This is a genomic window from Microbacterium sp. NPDC064978 (genome assembly GCF_044543605.1).
Lineage (GTDB): Bacteria > Actinomycetota > Actinomycetes > Actinomycetales > Microbacteriaceae > Microbacterium > Microbacterium meiriae.
The window spans coordinates 310692-325252 of the sequence record NZ_JBITWF010000004.1; the positions used below are offsets into that span (position 1 = coordinate 310692).

At 71.0% G+C, this 14561-nt stretch carries 13 protein-coding genes and 1 tRNA gene; 8 read left to right on the forward strand and 6 right to left on the reverse strand.

What is annotated here, in order from left to right; all coding sequences use genetic code 11:
- Complete coding sequence (locus tag ACIGJI_RS14450; protein ID WP_363446198.1) at nt 1-1668, reverse strand: amidohydrolase; 1668 nt, start codon at nt 1666-1668, stop codon at nt 1-3.
- 42 nt (nt 1669-1710) lie between these two features.
- On the reverse strand, nt 1711-3054 hold the full coding sequence (locus ACIGJI_RS14455) for an MFS transporter (RefSeq protein WP_187662663.1): 1344 nt from the start codon (nt 3052-3054) through the stop codon (nt 1711-1713).
- Nucleotides 3055-3272: 218 nt separating this feature from the next.
- On the opposite strand from ACIGJI_RS14455, the gene ACIGJI_RS14460 reads away from it, so the two are divergent.
- From ACIGJI_RS14460 to ACIGJI_RS14475, 4 genes are all read left to right on the forward strand, one after another.
- Complete coding sequence (locus ACIGJI_RS14460) at nt 3273-4169, forward strand: Lrp/AsnC family transcriptional regulator (RefSeq protein ID WP_187662664.1); 897 nt, start codon at nt 3273-3275, stop codon at nt 4167-4169.
- A 290-nt stretch (nt 4170-4459) separates the two neighbouring features.
- Nucleotides 4460-4972 carry a DUF3253 domain-containing protein gene (locus ACIGJI_RS14465; RefSeq protein WP_363446196.1) on the forward strand — a complete coding sequence of 171 codons (513 nt, stop codon included), beginning with the start codon at nt 4460-4462 and terminating at the stop codon, nt 4970-4972.
- 73 nt (nt 4973-5045) lie between these two features.
- The gene (locus ACIGJI_RS14470; RefSeq protein ID WP_363446194.1) at nt 5046-6452 is read left to right on the forward strand and encodes an MFS transporter; all 1407 of its coding nucleotides are present in this window, start codon (nt 5046-5048) and stop codon (nt 6450-6452) included.
- Nucleotides 6453-6584: 132 nt separating this feature from the next.
- Nucleotides 6585-7502 (forward strand): cation diffusion facilitator family transporter, encoded by a 918-nt coding sequence (locus ACIGJI_RS14475; protein ID WP_187662667.1) that lies wholly within the window; start codon nt 6585-6587, stop codon nt 7500-7502.
- Nucleotides 7503-7508: 6 nt separating this feature from the next.
- Here the strand turns inward: ACIGJI_RS14475 and ACIGJI_RS14480 are convergent, their stop codons facing one another.
- Entirely contained in the window at nt 7509-8066 is a 558-nt protein-coding gene (locus ACIGJI_RS14480) for a MarR family transcriptional regulator (protein WP_363446192.1), read from the reverse strand.
- Between the two features lie 126 nt (nt 8067-8192).
- Between ACIGJI_RS14480 and ACIGJI_RS14485 the strand changes: the two genes are divergently transcribed.
- Nucleotides 8193-8930 carry a hypothetical protein gene (locus tag ACIGJI_RS14485; RefSeq protein ID WP_363446190.1) on the forward strand — a complete coding sequence of 246 codons (738 nt, stop codon included), beginning with the start codon at nt 8193-8195 and terminating at the stop codon, nt 8928-8930.
- A gap of 509 nt (nt 8931-9439) precedes the next feature.
- Here ACIGJI_RS14485 and ACIGJI_RS14490 read toward each other — a convergent pair.
- A complete protein-coding gene (locus tag ACIGJI_RS14490; RefSeq protein ID WP_280564479.1) occupies nt 9440-10087 on the reverse strand; it encodes a TetR family transcriptional regulator C-terminal domain-containing protein in 648 nt (215 codons plus the stop codon).
- A gap of 71 nt (nt 10088-10158) precedes the next feature.
- On the opposite strand from ACIGJI_RS14490, the gene ACIGJI_RS14495 reads away from it, so the two are divergent.
- Nucleotides 10159-11160, forward strand: a complete 1002-nt coding sequence (locus ACIGJI_RS14495; protein ID WP_363446188.1) for an alpha/beta hydrolase — start codon at nt 10159-10161, stop codon at nt 11158-11160.
- On the opposite strand, the gene ACIGJI_RS14500 is transcribed toward ACIGJI_RS14495, so the two are convergent.
- Nucleotides 11093-11566, reverse strand: a complete 474-nt coding sequence (locus ACIGJI_RS14500) for a hypothetical protein (protein WP_363446186.1) — start codon at nt 11564-11566, stop codon at nt 11093-11095. The two genes, ACIGJI_RS14495 and ACIGJI_RS14500, sit on opposite strands and share 68 nt — an antisense overlap.
- 1 nt (nt 11567) lies before the next feature.
- Entirely contained in the window at nt 11568-12173 is a 606-nt protein-coding gene (gene dcd, locus ACIGJI_RS14505) for a dCTP deaminase (RefSeq protein ID WP_025102697.1), read from the reverse strand.
- A gap of 86 nt (nt 12174-12259) precedes the next feature.
- On the opposite strand from dcd, the gene ACIGJI_RS14510 reads away from it, so the two are divergent.
- Nucleotides 12260-12333, forward strand: a tRNA-Gly gene (locus ACIGJI_RS14510).
- A gap of 174 nt (nt 12334-12507) precedes the next feature.
- Nucleotides 12508-14538, forward strand: a complete 2031-nt coding sequence (locus tag ACIGJI_RS14515; protein WP_363446184.1) for an MMPL family transporter — start codon at nt 12508-12510, stop codon at nt 14536-14538.
- Nucleotides 14539-14561: the final 23 nt, after the last annotated feature.

Genomic DNA, 14561 nt, shown 5'->3' on the forward strand with positions numbered 1-14561 from the left:
TCACATCGCGTGACGACGGACGCCGTCGACCCAGGTCTCACGGACCTCGATCGCCGCGATCTCCTCGGCAGGCACCGCGAGCGGGTCGCCCGAGAGCACCGCGAAGTCGGCGTACTTGCCCGGCTCCAGCGAGCCGAGGTCGTCCTCCCGTCCGATCGACTCCGCGCCCTCGATCGTGTGCGCTCGGAGCGCCGCGATCGCGGAGATGCGCAGGTCGTCCGGGCCGAGCTGGTGTCCGCGACGAGTGACCCGGGTGACCGCGGTCTGGATCGCCTCCAGGGGGATGGGCTCGGCGACCGGGGCATCCGAGGAGATCGTCATGGGCACGCCGGCGCGCTCGAACTCCCCGAGGGGGTTGAAGCGCTCGCCGGGGGTGCCGATGGCCTCCTCCACACCCTCGCCCCAGTTGAAGTAGTGCTGGGTCTGGTTGACGGGACGGATGCCGGCGACCGCCATCCGCTCGATCTGTGCGGGCGTGGGCAGGCCGCAGTGCTCGATGCGGTGCCGGGCGTCGGCGTCCGGACGCTCCGCAAGGGCCGCCTCGACCGCCGACACGACCATCTCGATCGCGGTGGGCGACTGGGCGTGCGTCGCGGTCTGCAGCCCGGCCGCATGCGCCTTGCGGATGAGCTCCGCGTAGTCGGCGGGCTCGTGGTAGAGCTGGCCGGTGCGGCAGGGGTCGCCGACGTAGCCGTCCGGGAAGTACGCGGTCCAGCCGCCGAGGGTGCCGTCGGCGTAGAACTTGATGCCGGCGAAGCTCAGGTGCGCGTTGCCGAACTGCCCGACCAGCCCCATCTCCAGCGCCTCGTCGAGCAGGTGCGACAGCAGATACATCGACACCCGAAGCTCGAGCCGCCCGGCCTCGGCCAGCCGCAGGTACATGTCGAACTCGCGCCGCGTGACCTGGCAGTCGCCGATCGAGGTGACGCCGCCCGCGAGGAACCGCTGCGTCGCCGCGTCGAGCTGCCGCAGGTGCTCCTCCGGCTCGTCCGCGAGGTGGAAGTTCGGGCCGTGATGGCCGATCTTCACCCCGTGCACGCCGGTGAGGATGTTGCACGCCGCATCCGAGAGTTCACCCGTCAGCTCACCATCGGCGTCGCGGAAGAACTCGCCGCCGTCCGGGTTCGGGGTGTCCCGGTCGACGCCGTTGAGGTCGAGCGTGTACGAGTTCACCACGCCGCCGTGACCGGAGGCGTTCATGAGGTACACCTCGCGGTCGGCGGCCACCTCGTCGAGCTCGAAGCGGGTGGGGTGCCGCTTCTCGGCGAGGTTGCGCTGCTCGTAGCCGTAGCCGCGCACCGGGCGTCCGGCGGGGAGGTCGGCGGCCGCGGCCTTCAGCAGGGCCACGATCTCCGGGATGCTCCCCGCCTTCTCGGGGCCGCAGTCCACCCACGTCATCATCTGCCCGAACATCAGCGGATGCGCGTGTGCGTCCACGAAGCCGGGCACGACGACCGCCTCCCCCAGGTCGACGCGCTCCGGGGTGAGGCCCGCCCGCGCCGCCACGTCCTCGCACTCCGCCGCCGTGCCGAGGGCGACGATGCGCCCCCGGTCGGTCAGCATCGCGGTCGCCGTTGTGTCGGAGGCGTCCGCCGTGTGGATCGCCCGCGCGGTGATGAGGGCGGGAGCGGCCTGGGCCGAGCGGTCGAAGGGAGTGAGCTTTCTCATGGGGAGCCTGTTCGCGGTGGTGTCGTACGGGGAAGGGGCCGGTCAGGGCAGGCGGTTCGCCGTGGTGTCGGTTCGGGCGGTGAACGAGGCCGTGACCGGAGCCTCGTCGGAGTGCTGCGGCGCGAGGCGCGTGCAGATCCCCGCGATGACCGCCATGCCCACGAACATCGCGATGACCGACCAGACGCTCCCGGTCCAGGCGATGAGCTGGGTGGCGAACCAGGGCGAGAACCCGGCCCAGATCGCAGCGCCGACACCGTAGGCCAGCGCGATCGACGTGTAGCGGGCCTGCGGACGGAACATCTGCGCGAGGATCGCCGCGATCGGCGCGTAGGTCGCGCTCATCGCGATGCGCACCAGCGAGGCGAAGAGGAAAATCAACGGCTCCACGCGTCCGGGCATCAGCAGCAGGAAGGGGGCGAAGGTCAGCACGGAGGTGATGAGACCGATGTACATGACGTTCTTGCGGCCCCACTTGTCGCCGAGCCAGGCGACCGGCAGCGTCACCACGAACTCCACGAACGAGGCCAGGGTCATCGCGTCGAGGATGACCTGCTCGCTGATCGCGATGGGCTCGCCGGTCGCGTAGGCGGTGGCGAAGGTGGTGGCCAGGTAGTAGCCGCCGGTGGAGATGGGCAGGATGCCGATGCCGAGGAGGATCGGCTTCCAGTTGACACGGAGGGCGAAGGCCAGCGGCATGGACTGCTTGCGACCCTCGATCTTCTCCTCGAAGACCGGCGACTCCTCGACGCGATACCGGACCCAGAGGCCGACGGCGATCAGCACGATGGACAGCAGGAACGGGATGCGCCAGCCGCCGTCGATGATGAACGTGTCGCCGCCGCGGGCCATGATCGCGAAGATGCCGGAGGCGAGGAGGGCACCGGCCGGGTTGCCGAGCTGGGTGAAGCCGCCGTAGAAGGTCTTCGACTTCTCGGGAGCGTGCTCGACGCTCATGAGCACCGCGCCGCCCCATTCGCCGCCGACCGCGAGGCCCTGGATGGCGCGGAGCAGGATGAGGAGGATGGGCGCGAGGATGCCGATGTTCTCGTACGTCGGGAGGCAGCCGACGAGGACGGTCGCCGCGCCCATCAGCAGCAGCGTGATGACGAGCGAGACACGCCGGCCGAGCTTGTCGCCGATGTGCCCGAAGACGATGCCGCCGAGGGGGCGGACGAGGAAGGCGACCGCGAACGTCGCGAAGGCCGCGGCGGTCTCGGCCAGGGGGTCGTCGCTCGGGAAGAACAGCGGGCCGAAGACGAGGGCGGCGGCCGTGGCGTAGACGTAGAAGTCGTACCACTCGATGGTGGTGCCGACGAAGGCGGCGATGCCGGCGCGGCGTGCGCGGCTGTGTACGCCGCTTCGGGGGGTGGGGGTAGTGGTCATGGACCCGCTCCTTCGCGGATGGTGTCGGATAGCGAAGGATGCTACGGACGTGGAGCACCGTGAGCAAGGGCAGAACTCCAGCCGTACGCGTCATTCACTGGAGGTCTGTCGACAGTACCGCGCACAGCGGGCCTTCCTCTCTGCCTCAACGCGCTCTACGCTGAGGTTCTGCACGGACCACCGTGCACTGCGGGGAAATCGACGGAATCGGATCGGACATGGACTTCGACGCGGAACTCATCCGGGCACTGCAGGAAGACGGCCGCGCCAGCATCCTCTCCCTCGCCGAGCGCGTCGGCCAGTCCCGCGCCATCGTGGCGGCACGCCTGCGCACCCTGCTCGGCGACCGCACGGTGCGAGTGGTCGCGGCCGTCGACCCGGTGTTCCTCGGCCAGCACGTCCTCGCACACGTGTCGATCCGGACCGACGGCGCCGTCGAGGTGGTCGCCGAGCACCTGCGCGACATGTCCGAGACCGTCCTGGTGTCGGCGGTCGGCGGCGCGCACGACATCGTCACGGAGGTGCGGGTGGGGTCGATGTCGGAGCTCCACGACCTGCTCGCGCGCATCCGCGGGAGCGCCGGGGTGCTCGACATCAACACCATCATCTACTCGACCGTGATCAAGGGGTTCTTCGTCTCGGAGTACCACGGCGGGGTGACGCTCGACGGGATCGACGAGGCTCTCATCGAACTCCTGCAGACCGACGGACGGATGAGCTTCCGCGCGCTCGGCGAGCAGGTGCGGCTCTCCCCCAGCGCTGTCGCCACCCGGGTGCAGCGCCTCATCGACGCCGGGGTCATCAAGATCAGCGCCGTGGAGGCCCGCGGGCTCGCGCATCGACAGCTCTCGATGGGCGTGGGCATGACGCTCGGAGACGACGACGAGGCCGTGATCGACGAACTGCGGCGGGGGCGCGGCGTCGACTTCGCGGCGCGGACCCTCGGGCGGTTCGATGCCGTCGCGACCCTCGTGGAGCCCTCAGCCGGAGCCCTGTACGCAAGTCTCGAGCGGCTGCGCGCCCTCCCCGGCGTGACCCGGATCGAGGCGTGGCTGCACCTCGCGGTGCTCAAGGAGGACTACGCCCGCACCCTCCGCCCCCTCCGGACGGACTGAGCTCCTCCCGTCCCTTTCCATCCCGCCCCGTCCCGGTCCCCGTCCTCACACGTCTCGCTCCGTCCGGTCCCGCCCGTCCCGGGATCGAACGCGTTCCTCCCCGTCGCGCTCGCGGCACGTTTTCGCACTCCGGTCGGGAGAGGTCCTCGGCGGGGGATGGATTCCGGACCTGGGGGGCGGGTTTTCGGAGCGTTAGTGAGCCGGAACGAGGCGCGGGGGGCGGTGGGGGCGGTGGGGGGTGGGGCGTCAAGGGGATGGGGAAGGGGGAGGGCACGGCGGAGGATGGCGGCATGGCGGATGAGGAGACCGGAAGCGTCGACGGGGCCGGACCGGAGCGCACGGCGGACGGGCATCACATCGTCGTGAACGGCCGGCGGTGGCGCGCCACCGATCCGTCGATCCCCGAGAACCTGCGACAGGAGCTCGTGGACGAGCTGATGGCCGCGCGGCGCGCGGTCAAGAACGCGGAGCCCGACGCCCGCGGTCGCGTGCGGGATGCGAAGACCGCGCTCGGCGAGCGGGGGGCGCCGTGGTGGGAGGAGCCCTCCGCAGCCCAGGCGGAGGAGCGGATCGCCGCGACGATGCGCGCCCTCACCAGGAAGCGCACCGACTCGTCGATCTGCCCGAGCGACGTCGCCCGCGCGGTCGGCGGCGAGGCATGGCGCGACCGGATGCCCGACGTCCGCCGTGTCGCGGCGGACCTCGCCTCCCGCGACGTCGTGGTCGTCACGCAGAAGGGCGAACCGGTCCGGATCGCCGACGCCCGCGGACCCGTGCGGATCCGTCGCGGTCCCGCCCTCTGACCCCGCCTCGCGCTCGGGGCCGGTGACGGCGCGCCGTCACCGGCCGTTCACCGTCCGCGGCCAGACTTCGAGCATGACCTCACCCGATCCCGCCGCGGGCGCCCCCGAGCCCGTGGCGACAGCGAACAGCGGCGCCGTTGCCGTCGTCGGACTCGAGCTGCGCGGAGACACCCCCGCACCCCGCAAACAGGTGTACTCCTGGGCGCTGTGGGATTGGGCGACGCAGCCGTTCAACACCGTCATCCTCACGTTCGTCTTCACCGCGCTGTACCTCGTCAGCGCCTCATTCCTGCCGCCGGAGGTCGCCGCCCTCGACCCGAGCGACCCGGTCCGCGTCGCCGCGGAGGCCGACCTCGCCTCCGGTCTCGGACTGGGTTCGACGATCGCCGCCCTCGGCATCCTCCTGCTCGCCCCCGTCCTCGGTCAGCGCGCCGATGCGGCCGGACGACAGAAGCTCTGGCTGGGCATCGGCACCGGCGCCCTCATCCTCTGCATGCTGGGGCTGTGGTTCGTGGAGCCGCAGCCGGCCCTGTTCTGGCTCGGCGTCGCGCTGATCTCCGCCGGCTCCGTGTTCGGCGAGATCGCCGCGGTGAACTCCAACGCCATGCTCATCGGCATCGCGAACCCGAAGAACGTCGGCCGCATCTCCGGACTCGGCTGGGGCTTCGGCTACCTCGGCGGCATCATCGCCCTCGTCATCGTCGTCCTGCTGGACACCCTCGACTGGTTCGGGATGTCCACCGACAACGGCCTCGCGTACCGGCTCATCGCGGTGGGATGCGCCGTCTGGGCGATCGTCTTCAGCATCCCGATCTTCCTCAACGTGCCGGAGCCGTCCCTCGGGCGGCCGGAGCGCAAGGTCGGGTTCTTCCGTTCGTACGCCGTGCTCGTGCAGGACGTGATCGGCCTCTACCGCGACCCGCAGACCCGGTCGACGTTCTGGTACCTGCTCGCCAGCGCCGTGTTCCGCGACGGTCTCGGCGGCGTCTTCGCGTTCGGCGCCATCATCGGCACCGCGGTGTTCCGGTTCGGCACCCAGGACATCATCGTCTTCGGCATCGCCGCGAACCTCGTCGCCGGTGTCTCGACCATCATCGCCGGACGCCTCGACGACCGCCTCGGCCCCAAGCGGATCATCCTCGGCTCGATCGGGTCGATGATCGTCGCCGGACTCGCGGTGTTCCTGCTGCGCGACGCCGGGTCCCTCGTGTTCTGGATCGGCGGCCTCGTGCTCTGCGCCTTCGTGGGACCGGCGCAGGCAGCGGCACGGTCCTTCCTCGCCCGCGTCACACCGGCCGGACGGGAAGGCGAGATCTTCGGCCTCTACGCCACGACGGGCAGGGCGGCGAGCTGGATGGCCTCGGCCGCCTGGACCGTGCTGATCGTCGCCACGAGTCAGACCGCCTACGGCATCCTCGGCATCGTCATCGTCCTCATCATCGGGTTCCTCCTCCTGCTGCCCGTGAAGGCACCGCGCTGAGTCCGCTCCGTGCACGACTTCGGATCTCGGAGCCGACACGCCGGCCGTCGGGCCCTGACGGCGGCGAGTCGCGGCGGGGCTCCGAAGCTGTGCCCGGCGAAAGAGCGGGGCCGGCGGGAGTAGCCTGACCCGGTGACCGTCGTCCTCGCCTTCCTCGCCAACATCCTCGTCGCGATCGCGAAGACGGTCGCCGCCGTCATCACCTCGTCCGCGTCGATGGTCGCGGAGGCCGCGCACTCCTGGGCCGACGCGGGGAACGAGATCTTCCTGCTCATCGCCGACCGGCGCGGCGCGAAGACCAAGGACGCCCGGCATCCGCTCGGCTACGGCCGCAACGCGTTCGTCTGGTCTCTCATCGCCGCGTTCGGCATCTTCACCGCCGGCTCGATCGTGTCGATCATGCACGGGATCCAGGAGCTGTCCGACACCGGCCCCGTGGAGAGCCCGGTCGTCGCCTATGTCGTGCTGGGCATCGCCTTCGTGCTGGAGGGGGCGTCGTTCACGCAGGCGATGGTCCGCTCCCGTCGGCTGGCCAAGGAACGCGGGTCCTCCACGTGGGACTTCGTGCTCGAGACGAGCGACACCACGCTCCGGGCGGTGTTCTTCGAGGACTCCGCCGCCCTCATCGGCCTCGTGCTGGCGGGCGGATCGATCCTCCTGCACCAGCTCACCGGCGTCGCCGCGTGGGATGCGATCGGGTCGATCCTCGTCGGGATCCTGCTCGGCGTCGTCGCCGTGATCCTGATCGGGCGGAACATCGCGTTCCTCGTGGGCACGTCGGTGTCCCCCGCACTGCGCTCGCGGGTGGGCACGGCCCTCCTCGGCATGGACGAGATCGAGCGGGTCACCTACCTGCACATCGAGTACGTGGGGCCGAATCGGCTGTTCCTCGTCGCCGAGGTCGACCTCGCGGGCGATGCGCGCGAGCACGACGTGGCCCGGCGGCTGCGGGAGGTGGAGCGGCGGATCGAGGCCCACGATGCTGTCGAGACCGTCGTGCTGTCGCTCTCGGTGGACGACGAGACCTCGCTGGATTTCGCCCGGGTGTGAGGCCGGTCAGGCGCTCCAGTTGTCGGCGAGCTTGGTGAGCAGCCGCGCGAGCTCGGTGCGCTCCTCCTCGGTGAAGGACTCCAGCGCGCGGCCGAGCATCTCGCGGCGTTCCCCCCGCATCCCGCGGGCGAGCCGCCGGCCCTCCTCGGTCAACGCGATGCGGGTGCGGCGGGCGTCGTCCGGATCGGCCTCGCGCCGCACGTGCCCGGCCTGCACGCCCTGCTGCACGAGCCGGGACGCCCGCGGCTGATCCACGCCGATCGCCTGCCCGAGCGCGCTCACGCTCAGGGGCTCCGGCGCGGCGGCGAGCGCCTCGAGCATGCGGAGACGGGCCGGTCCGCCGAGGCGGCCGCCGTCGGCCATCCAGGGCGGCATCCCCGGGTGACCACGATGGTGAGCGAAGTGCTCGTGCGGGTCGCCGTGAGGGCCGTGACCGTGTGCACCGTGCGGCCCGCCGTGCTCGCGACCGCCGGGTCCGGGGCGGCGTCCGCGCAGTCGGGAAAGCGCCTGCGCGATCGCTTCGGCGGCGTCGGGGGACGCGGGATCGATCGGATCGGTGGCCATGCCCCGATTTTACATGCAGCTTGACATGCGTCTCCCATCCATGTCACACTGCATGCACATGCACACTGACATTGATATGTCGGATGACATCCGTCATCGGTGCACCACAGACCATGAAGGATCACCATGAACACCACGACAGACAACACCTCTGACAACAGCTCCCGTCCGTTCGGCTACTGGCTCAAGGCCGTGGATCGCCTGATGGCCCAGGAATTCGCCACCGCCTTCGCCGCGGAGGGCGCGACCCGTCGCGACTGGCGGTTGCTGAACGTCGTCGACGGCTCGGCGCCCTCGCGCCGCCCGCTGAACCCGCACAAGCTGCACGACCTCGTCGACCGCGGCTGGGTCGAAGCGGACGGCGACGGGTGGACACTCACCGAGGAAGGCCGCGCGGCGAAGGAACGTCTCGGCGCCGCCGTCGACAGCATCCGCGCGAAGGTCGCCGGCGCCGTCTCCGACGAGGAGATGGCGACGACCCTCGCTGCACTCGAGAAGATCGCTCGCGCCTTCGACTGGGACGAGGAGACTCCTCTCCCCCGGAAGCGGCGCCCCGGGTTCGGCTTCGGCCCCCGGCACGGCTTCGGCCGCCGGCACGGGCACGGGCACGGCTTCGGACCCGGACACGGCTTCGGCCCCGGGGACTTCGAGCCCCGGCGCGGCTTCGGTGCCGGACACGATGGCGACGAGGACGGCGGGTACCGCGGACGCGGTCACCACGACGGTCACGCACACCGTGATCACGGCCACGCGCATCGCGGCCACGGCCACGGCCACGGCCACGGCCATCGGGCGCAGCGGATGGCGGCGCGCGCATTCGAGCGCGGCTTCGACGCCGGATTCCGCCACGGCCACGCCGCCTGACCGTCCCCCTCCAAGCGCCTCACCCGACTCCCGGGTGAGGCGCTTTGCGCTTCGCGAAACCGTAACCGGGATCACTTCCGCACCTTCGGGCGCCCCCGTGGCACTTTCCCAATCCCCCACCCGCACCCCAGTGCGCCCCGAGGCGGAGACGCGGGCGAAGCGCCCTGAGCCGAGACGGGATCAGAGTCGCGCCTCCCAAGCCGTTCCGGGGCACATTCTCGATCCCACACCTCGGCGACGCGAGCACCCACTCTCCGAACGAGATCAGAAGCGCCCCTTCCGGTGGATCTCGGGGCCCGATTCCCATCCTGCGAGCCAAAGAGCGGACGGTCCGGCCGTCGGGCGGGATCAGAAACGCCCCTTCCGACGGATCTCGGGGCCCGATTCTCATCCCGCACGCGAAGGGGGCAGACCCGGCCGTCGGACGGGATCAGAAGCGGGCCTTCGAAGCGGGATTGCGGGGCGTTCGTGATCCCGCAGGGGGACGGGGCCCCGGCCGCGGGATGGGGCTAGAGGGCGAGGAGAGCGAGGGCGGTGTCGGGGGTACCGGCGTCACGGAGGCGCGCGCGCATGGCGGCCGCCGCGAGCCCGTACGGCTTGTCGCTCCGCAGGAGGAGCGACCGCGCGTTGGCCTGCTCATTGAGGGCGACGAGCTCGAAGGCCAGGACCTCGACGTCGGCCGCGTCGACCTCGCCCTCCGCCGCGGCGAACCGCAGCTGGGCCTCGAGGTACCCGTACCAGTCGACGAGGGCTGCCTGCACGGCATCGCTCACGGGGCCGGGCTTGGAGTCGACGTCCGCCGCAGTCGCCGCGAAGAAGCAGCCGCCCGTGAAGACGCGGTCCTTCGAGTAGACCAAGGCGTTGTGGAGGAGCGCGGCCAGGCGATGCGCTCCTCTCGGCTGGGCGCGGGCAGGCTCGATGATCCGCGCGACGAAGATGTCCCGAGCGGCGGCGACCGTCGCGAGCTGCAGGCCCTCCTTGCTCTGGAACAGCGTCGCGATGCTGCTCTTGCTCGACCCCGAGGCCGCGGCGAGGCGCCCGATCGTCACGCCGTCCAACCCCTCGACGGAGGCGAGGTCGGTCGCACTCTCCAGCACGATGCGGCGGGAGGCGTCGCCCCGCGCCCGCCGGCCATCCTGCATCACCGTGTCCGTCACACCTCTAGTATACGAACGATCGTTCGCCTACTATACGGATGATCGTTCGTATAGTTCGGTGAAGGAGCCCCATGCCGTCCGCGTCCACCCTCCTCGTCCGCACCCTCCCCGCTGTGGGACGTGTCACTCCCCGCCTCGCCGGCGACCTCGCATACCGGCTGTTCTTCTCCACCCGCCCGCGGATGGCCGTGCGTGCCGTCGACGCCGCGACCCATGAGGCCGCCCGCCGCGGGAGCATCCTCGTGCGCGACATCCCCGTCACGACCTACACGTGGGGCGGGGGTCCGCGCACCGTGCTGCTTCTGCACGGCTGGCGTGGCCGCGCCTCGCAGTTCGCGCCACTCGTGCGGGAGCTCGTCGCCGAGGGGCTCCGGGTCGTCGCCTTCGACGCTCCGGCCCACGGCTCCTCCGGCGGGCGGAGGACCGACATCCGCGACTGGGTCGAGGCCGCGCAGGAGCTGGAACACACCCACGGCCCCTTCTCCGCCCTCATCGGCCACTCCTTCGGGGGTCTCGCGGCACTGACCGTCGCCCGGACGTCCGGCCCGGTCCCCGCCGTCGCCGTCGTCGCCGGTGCCGCGGCTCCCGAGGCTTTCCTCGCCCAGTTCGCGCACGACCTCCGCCTCGACCCCGCCACCACGGAACGGCTCCGCACCCGCTTCCACCGCCGACTCGGCCTCGATTCCGCCTCCGCCGCCGAGCGATACGACGCGGCCGCGGATCCTCTGCCCGCCGACACCGCGCTGCTCCTCGTGCACGATCGGGGCGACCGCCGGATGACCGACCAGGACACCCTCAGGCTGCACGCCGCCCACCGCAGCCGCTCCCGCCTCGTCCGCACCGTGGGTCTCGGCCATACGAAAGTGCTGTCGGCGGACCCGACCCTCGATGCGGTGGTCGCCCTCGTGACCGGAGGGCTCGACGCCGTCGATGCGCTCGGCACCGCGACGGGACGGGCAGCCACCGACGCCGCACCGGCAGACCGGGCCGCCGCCCTCCGCAGCGCTACACCCGGATCGGCAGGAAGCCCGCGTCCGGGCCGGCCGCCGCGAACGGCAGCCCGACAGTGGTGATCAGCACCACGAGCATCACCACGGCCGCCGCGAGCAGCAGGAACAGCACGACGAAGACCGCGACGGCGAGCACCCGGTAGCTCCCGGTGTCGGCGACCTCCGGCGCGATCGATCGCTGCGCCCAGTCGTCGGCGGCCGCCGCGGGCTGCTCACCCTGGAGGATCGCGGGCGTCGGACGGGATCGTTCCGAGCGACGGGTCGGGGCCGGAAGCACATCTCCTGCGGCGTCCGGCGCCGCCAGCAGTCCCTCCGGAATCGGCGTCTCCGGTGGCGGGGGCGGGATCACGTCATCGGCGGACGGGATCACCGCATCGGCGGGAGCGATCTCCGGTCCCGCCGCGTCCGGCGGCACTGCCTCGTACGGCGCCCCAGGCTCGTCGGGGGTGGTCCCGCTCGCGTCGCTCATGTCAGCCTCCGACGGCTCCGATGTCGGTCACACCCACGTCCGTGCGGTGGAAGTTCTGGAAGGAGCGGGACGCCGTCGGTCCTCGCTGGCCCTGGTAGCGGTTGCCGTAGGGGCCGGAGCCGTACGGGTTCTCCGCCGGCGAGGTGAGCCGGAAGAAGCAGAGCTGGCCGATCTTCATGCCGGGCCACAGCTTGATCGGCAGCGTAGCCACGTTCGCGAGCTCCAGGGTCACATGCCCGGAGAAACCCGGGTCGATGAAACCGGCGGTCGAGTGGGTGATGAGCCCGAGGCGGCCGAGAGAGGACTTGCCCTCCAGCCGGGCGGCGATGTCGTCCGGCAGGGTGACCTGCTCGAACGTGGCCCCCAGCGCGAACTCGCCGGGGTGCAGGATGAAGGGCTCGTCCGGGTCGACCTCGATCAGCCGTGTGAGCTCGGGCTGATCGACCGAGGGATCGATGAACGGGTACTTGTGGTTGTCGAACAGGCGGAAGTAGCGGTCCAGCCGCACATCGATGCTCGACGGCTGGATCATCTCCGGCGCATGCGGTTCCAGGCCGACGCGGCCGGAGGCGAGTTCTGCTCTGATATCGCGATCGCTGAGAAGCACGGCACAAGCCTAGTCACGAGCGACCCGCGCTTTGGCCATCCGGCCTGCGACAGGTAGGCTTGCTCCACCTGCTCTCGGGCGGGTACGGGGCTGTAGTTCAATGGTAGAACTTCTGCTTCCCAAGCAGACAGCGCGGGTTCGATTCCCGTCAGCCCCTCCACATCTCTGATCCTCGCCTCGACGCGACCGGTTCGGCGTCCCCCTCGCTGACCGGCCGGCATCCATCGAAAGAGGGAGACTTCCCTCCATCGTCTTGACGATGTCGCCGCACGACGCTCCTGGTGGAGTGACAGGTATGGCACATTCTCGCGCTCTTCGGCGCTTTCCCGAGTGGATGACCTCCCGTGGCGGCGCATGGATCATGCTCGGCGTGGTCCTCCTGATCATGACGGCTCTCTTCGGCCTGTTCGGGTCGGCGAAGGCCCCGGCCGGCAACGAGCAGGCCCCCGCGGGATCGGAGTCGGCGCGAGCGAGCGCCCTGCTGGCCGAGTTCCCCAACGCGGATCGCGAGTCCGTGATCGTGGTCGCGTCGCGCAACGACGGCGCGACGCTCTCGGCACAGGACGTCGACGCCCTCGACAGTCTCCTCCCGGTGCTCGGCACGCACGCGGACGCGGATCCGACCGGGCCTCTCGTGAGCGAGGACGAGAAGGCCGCAGTTCTGGTGACGCCGATCGCGGTCGGTCAGACGAGCACCGACACCGCCGCCGTGATCTCGGCGCTCCGCGCCGACGTCGACGAGCACGCCCCGGATGGGATGAACCTGCTCGTGACCGGGGGCCCGGCGTTCGGCGCCGATATCGCCGCCTCCTTCGAAGGGGCCGACTTCACCCTGCTGCTCGTGACCATCCTGATCGTCGCGGTACTCCTCATCGTCACGTACCGGTCACCGGTGCTGTGGCTGCTGCCGCTCGCCGCCGTCGGCCTGGCCGACGGACTCGCCGGCCGCCTGACCGCGGCTGCCGGTTCCGCGTGGGACCTGCAGTTCGACGCCGGGATCATCAGCGTGCTCGTCTTCGGCGCCGGGACCAACTACGCCCTCCTCCTGATCTCGAGGTACCGGGAAGAGCTCGCCACCACCGCGAGCCATCGCCGCGCGCTCAGCACCGCGTGGCGGCGGACCGCTCCAGCGATCCTCGCCTCGAACCTCACCGTCGTCCTCGCACTCTTGACGCTCGTCCTCGCGGTGATCCCCGGCACGCACGGGCTCGGCGTCTCCTCCGCGATCGGCCTGCTGGTCGCCCTGGCGTCCGTCCTCTTCCTGCTGCCTCCCCTGCTGGCGGTGTGCGGACGGAACGTGTTCTGGCCGTTCGTCCCTCGTCCCGGAGCTGCCGCACGGCGCGGCGGCGTGTGGCGGACGATCGCGACGCGCGTCGTGAGCCGGCCGGTCGTGAGCCTCCTCGGGGGTGCGGCCCTGCTGGCCGTGATGACGGTCGGCCTCGTCGGGACGACCGTCGGGCTCGACCAGGTCGACAAGTTCCGGGTCCCGTCCGAGTCCGCGACGGGTCTCGAGGTGCTCTCGAACCACTTCCCGGCAGGAGAGGCGCAGCCGATCCTCATCGTCACGGACAGCGGCGAGGCGGATCCCGTGCTCACGGCGGCGAGGGAGGTCGACGGCGTCGTCCGCGCCACTCCTGTCGGGAGGACGGATGATGAGAGGCTCACGAAGATCCTGGTGACCAGCGAGTATGCGCCCAGCACCGAGGAGAGCCTCGCCCAGATCACCGGACTCCGCGATGCCGTGCACGCTGTGCCGGGGGCCGGGGCGGTCGTCGGCGGTGCGGTGGCGACGGATCTCGACGCCCGTGCCGGGAACCTCGCGGATCTCGGCGTCGTGGTGCCCCTGGTCCTGGCGGCGAGCTTCCTGGTGCTCGTGTTCCTGCTGCGGTCGCTGGTCGCCCCGCTGCTGCTCCTCGCCGTCAATGTGGCGAGCGCCGTGGCCGCCATCGGTGCCGGGGCCTGGCTCAGTCGCGTGCTGTTCGGACAGCACGCGCTCGATCTCCCGGTGCCGCTGCTGGCCTTCCTGTTCCTGGTCGCCCTCGGCATCGACTACACGATCTTCCTCGTCCACCGTGCGCGGACCGAAGCGGCGCTGCGGGGCACTCGGGTGGGCATGGTCGAAGCCGTCGCACACACCGGCAGCGTGATCGCGAGCGCCGGCGTCGTCCTCGCCGCCGTTTTCGCGGCGCTCGGCGTCCTGCCGCTGGTGACCCTCGGGCAGCTCGGGCTGATCGTCGGCGTGGGCGTGATCGTCGACACCCTGGTGGTCAGGACCGTGATCGTCCCGGCGCTCTTCGCGCTCGTCGGTGACCGCATCTGGTGGCCGGGGCGACCGACCTCAGGACGCGTCGCTGACGCGAGGTGATCACGGTAGAGACCGGTGCACCC

Bases quoted from the DNA above. Each gene is read 5' to 3' on its own strand.
- ACIGJI_RS14450 (WP_363446198.1), bottom strand. From the start codon at position 1,668: ATGAGAAAGCTCACTCCCTTCGACCGCTCGGCCCAGGCCGCTCCCGCC.
- ACIGJI_RS14455 (WP_187662663.1), bottom strand. From the start codon at position 3,054: ATGACCACTACCCCCACCCCCCGAAGCGGCGTACACAGCCGCGCACGC.
- ACIGJI_RS14460 (WP_187662664.1), top strand. From the start codon at position 3,273: ATGGACTTCGACGCGGAACTCATCCGGGCACTGCAGGAAGACGGCCGC.
- ACIGJI_RS14465 (WP_363446196.1), top strand. From the start codon at position 4,460: ATGGCGGATGAGGAGACCGGAAGCGTCGACGGGGCCGGACCGGAGCGC.
- ACIGJI_RS14470 (WP_363446194.1), top strand. From the start codon at position 5,046: ATGACCTCACCCGATCCCGCCGCGGGCGCCCCCGAGCCCGTGGCGACA.
- ACIGJI_RS14480 (WP_363446192.1), bottom strand. From the start codon at position 8,066: ATGGCCACCGATCCGATCGATCCCGCGTCCCCCGACGCCGCCGAAGCG.
- ACIGJI_RS14485 (WP_363446190.1), top strand. From the start codon at position 8,193: ATGAACACCACGACAGACAACACCTCTGACAACAGCTCCCGTCCGTTC.
- ACIGJI_RS14495 (WP_363446188.1), top strand. From the start codon at position 10,159: ATGCCGTCCGCGTCCACCCTCCTCGTCCGCACCCTCCCCGCTGTGGGA.
- ACIGJI_RS14500 (WP_363446186.1), bottom strand. From the start codon at position 11,566: ATGAGCGACGCGAGCGGGACCACCCCCGACGAGCCTGGGGCGCCGTAC.
- ACIGJI_RS14515 (WP_363446184.1), top strand. From the start codon at position 12,508: ATGACCTCCCGTGGCGGCGCATGGATCATGCTCGGCGTGGTCCTCCTG.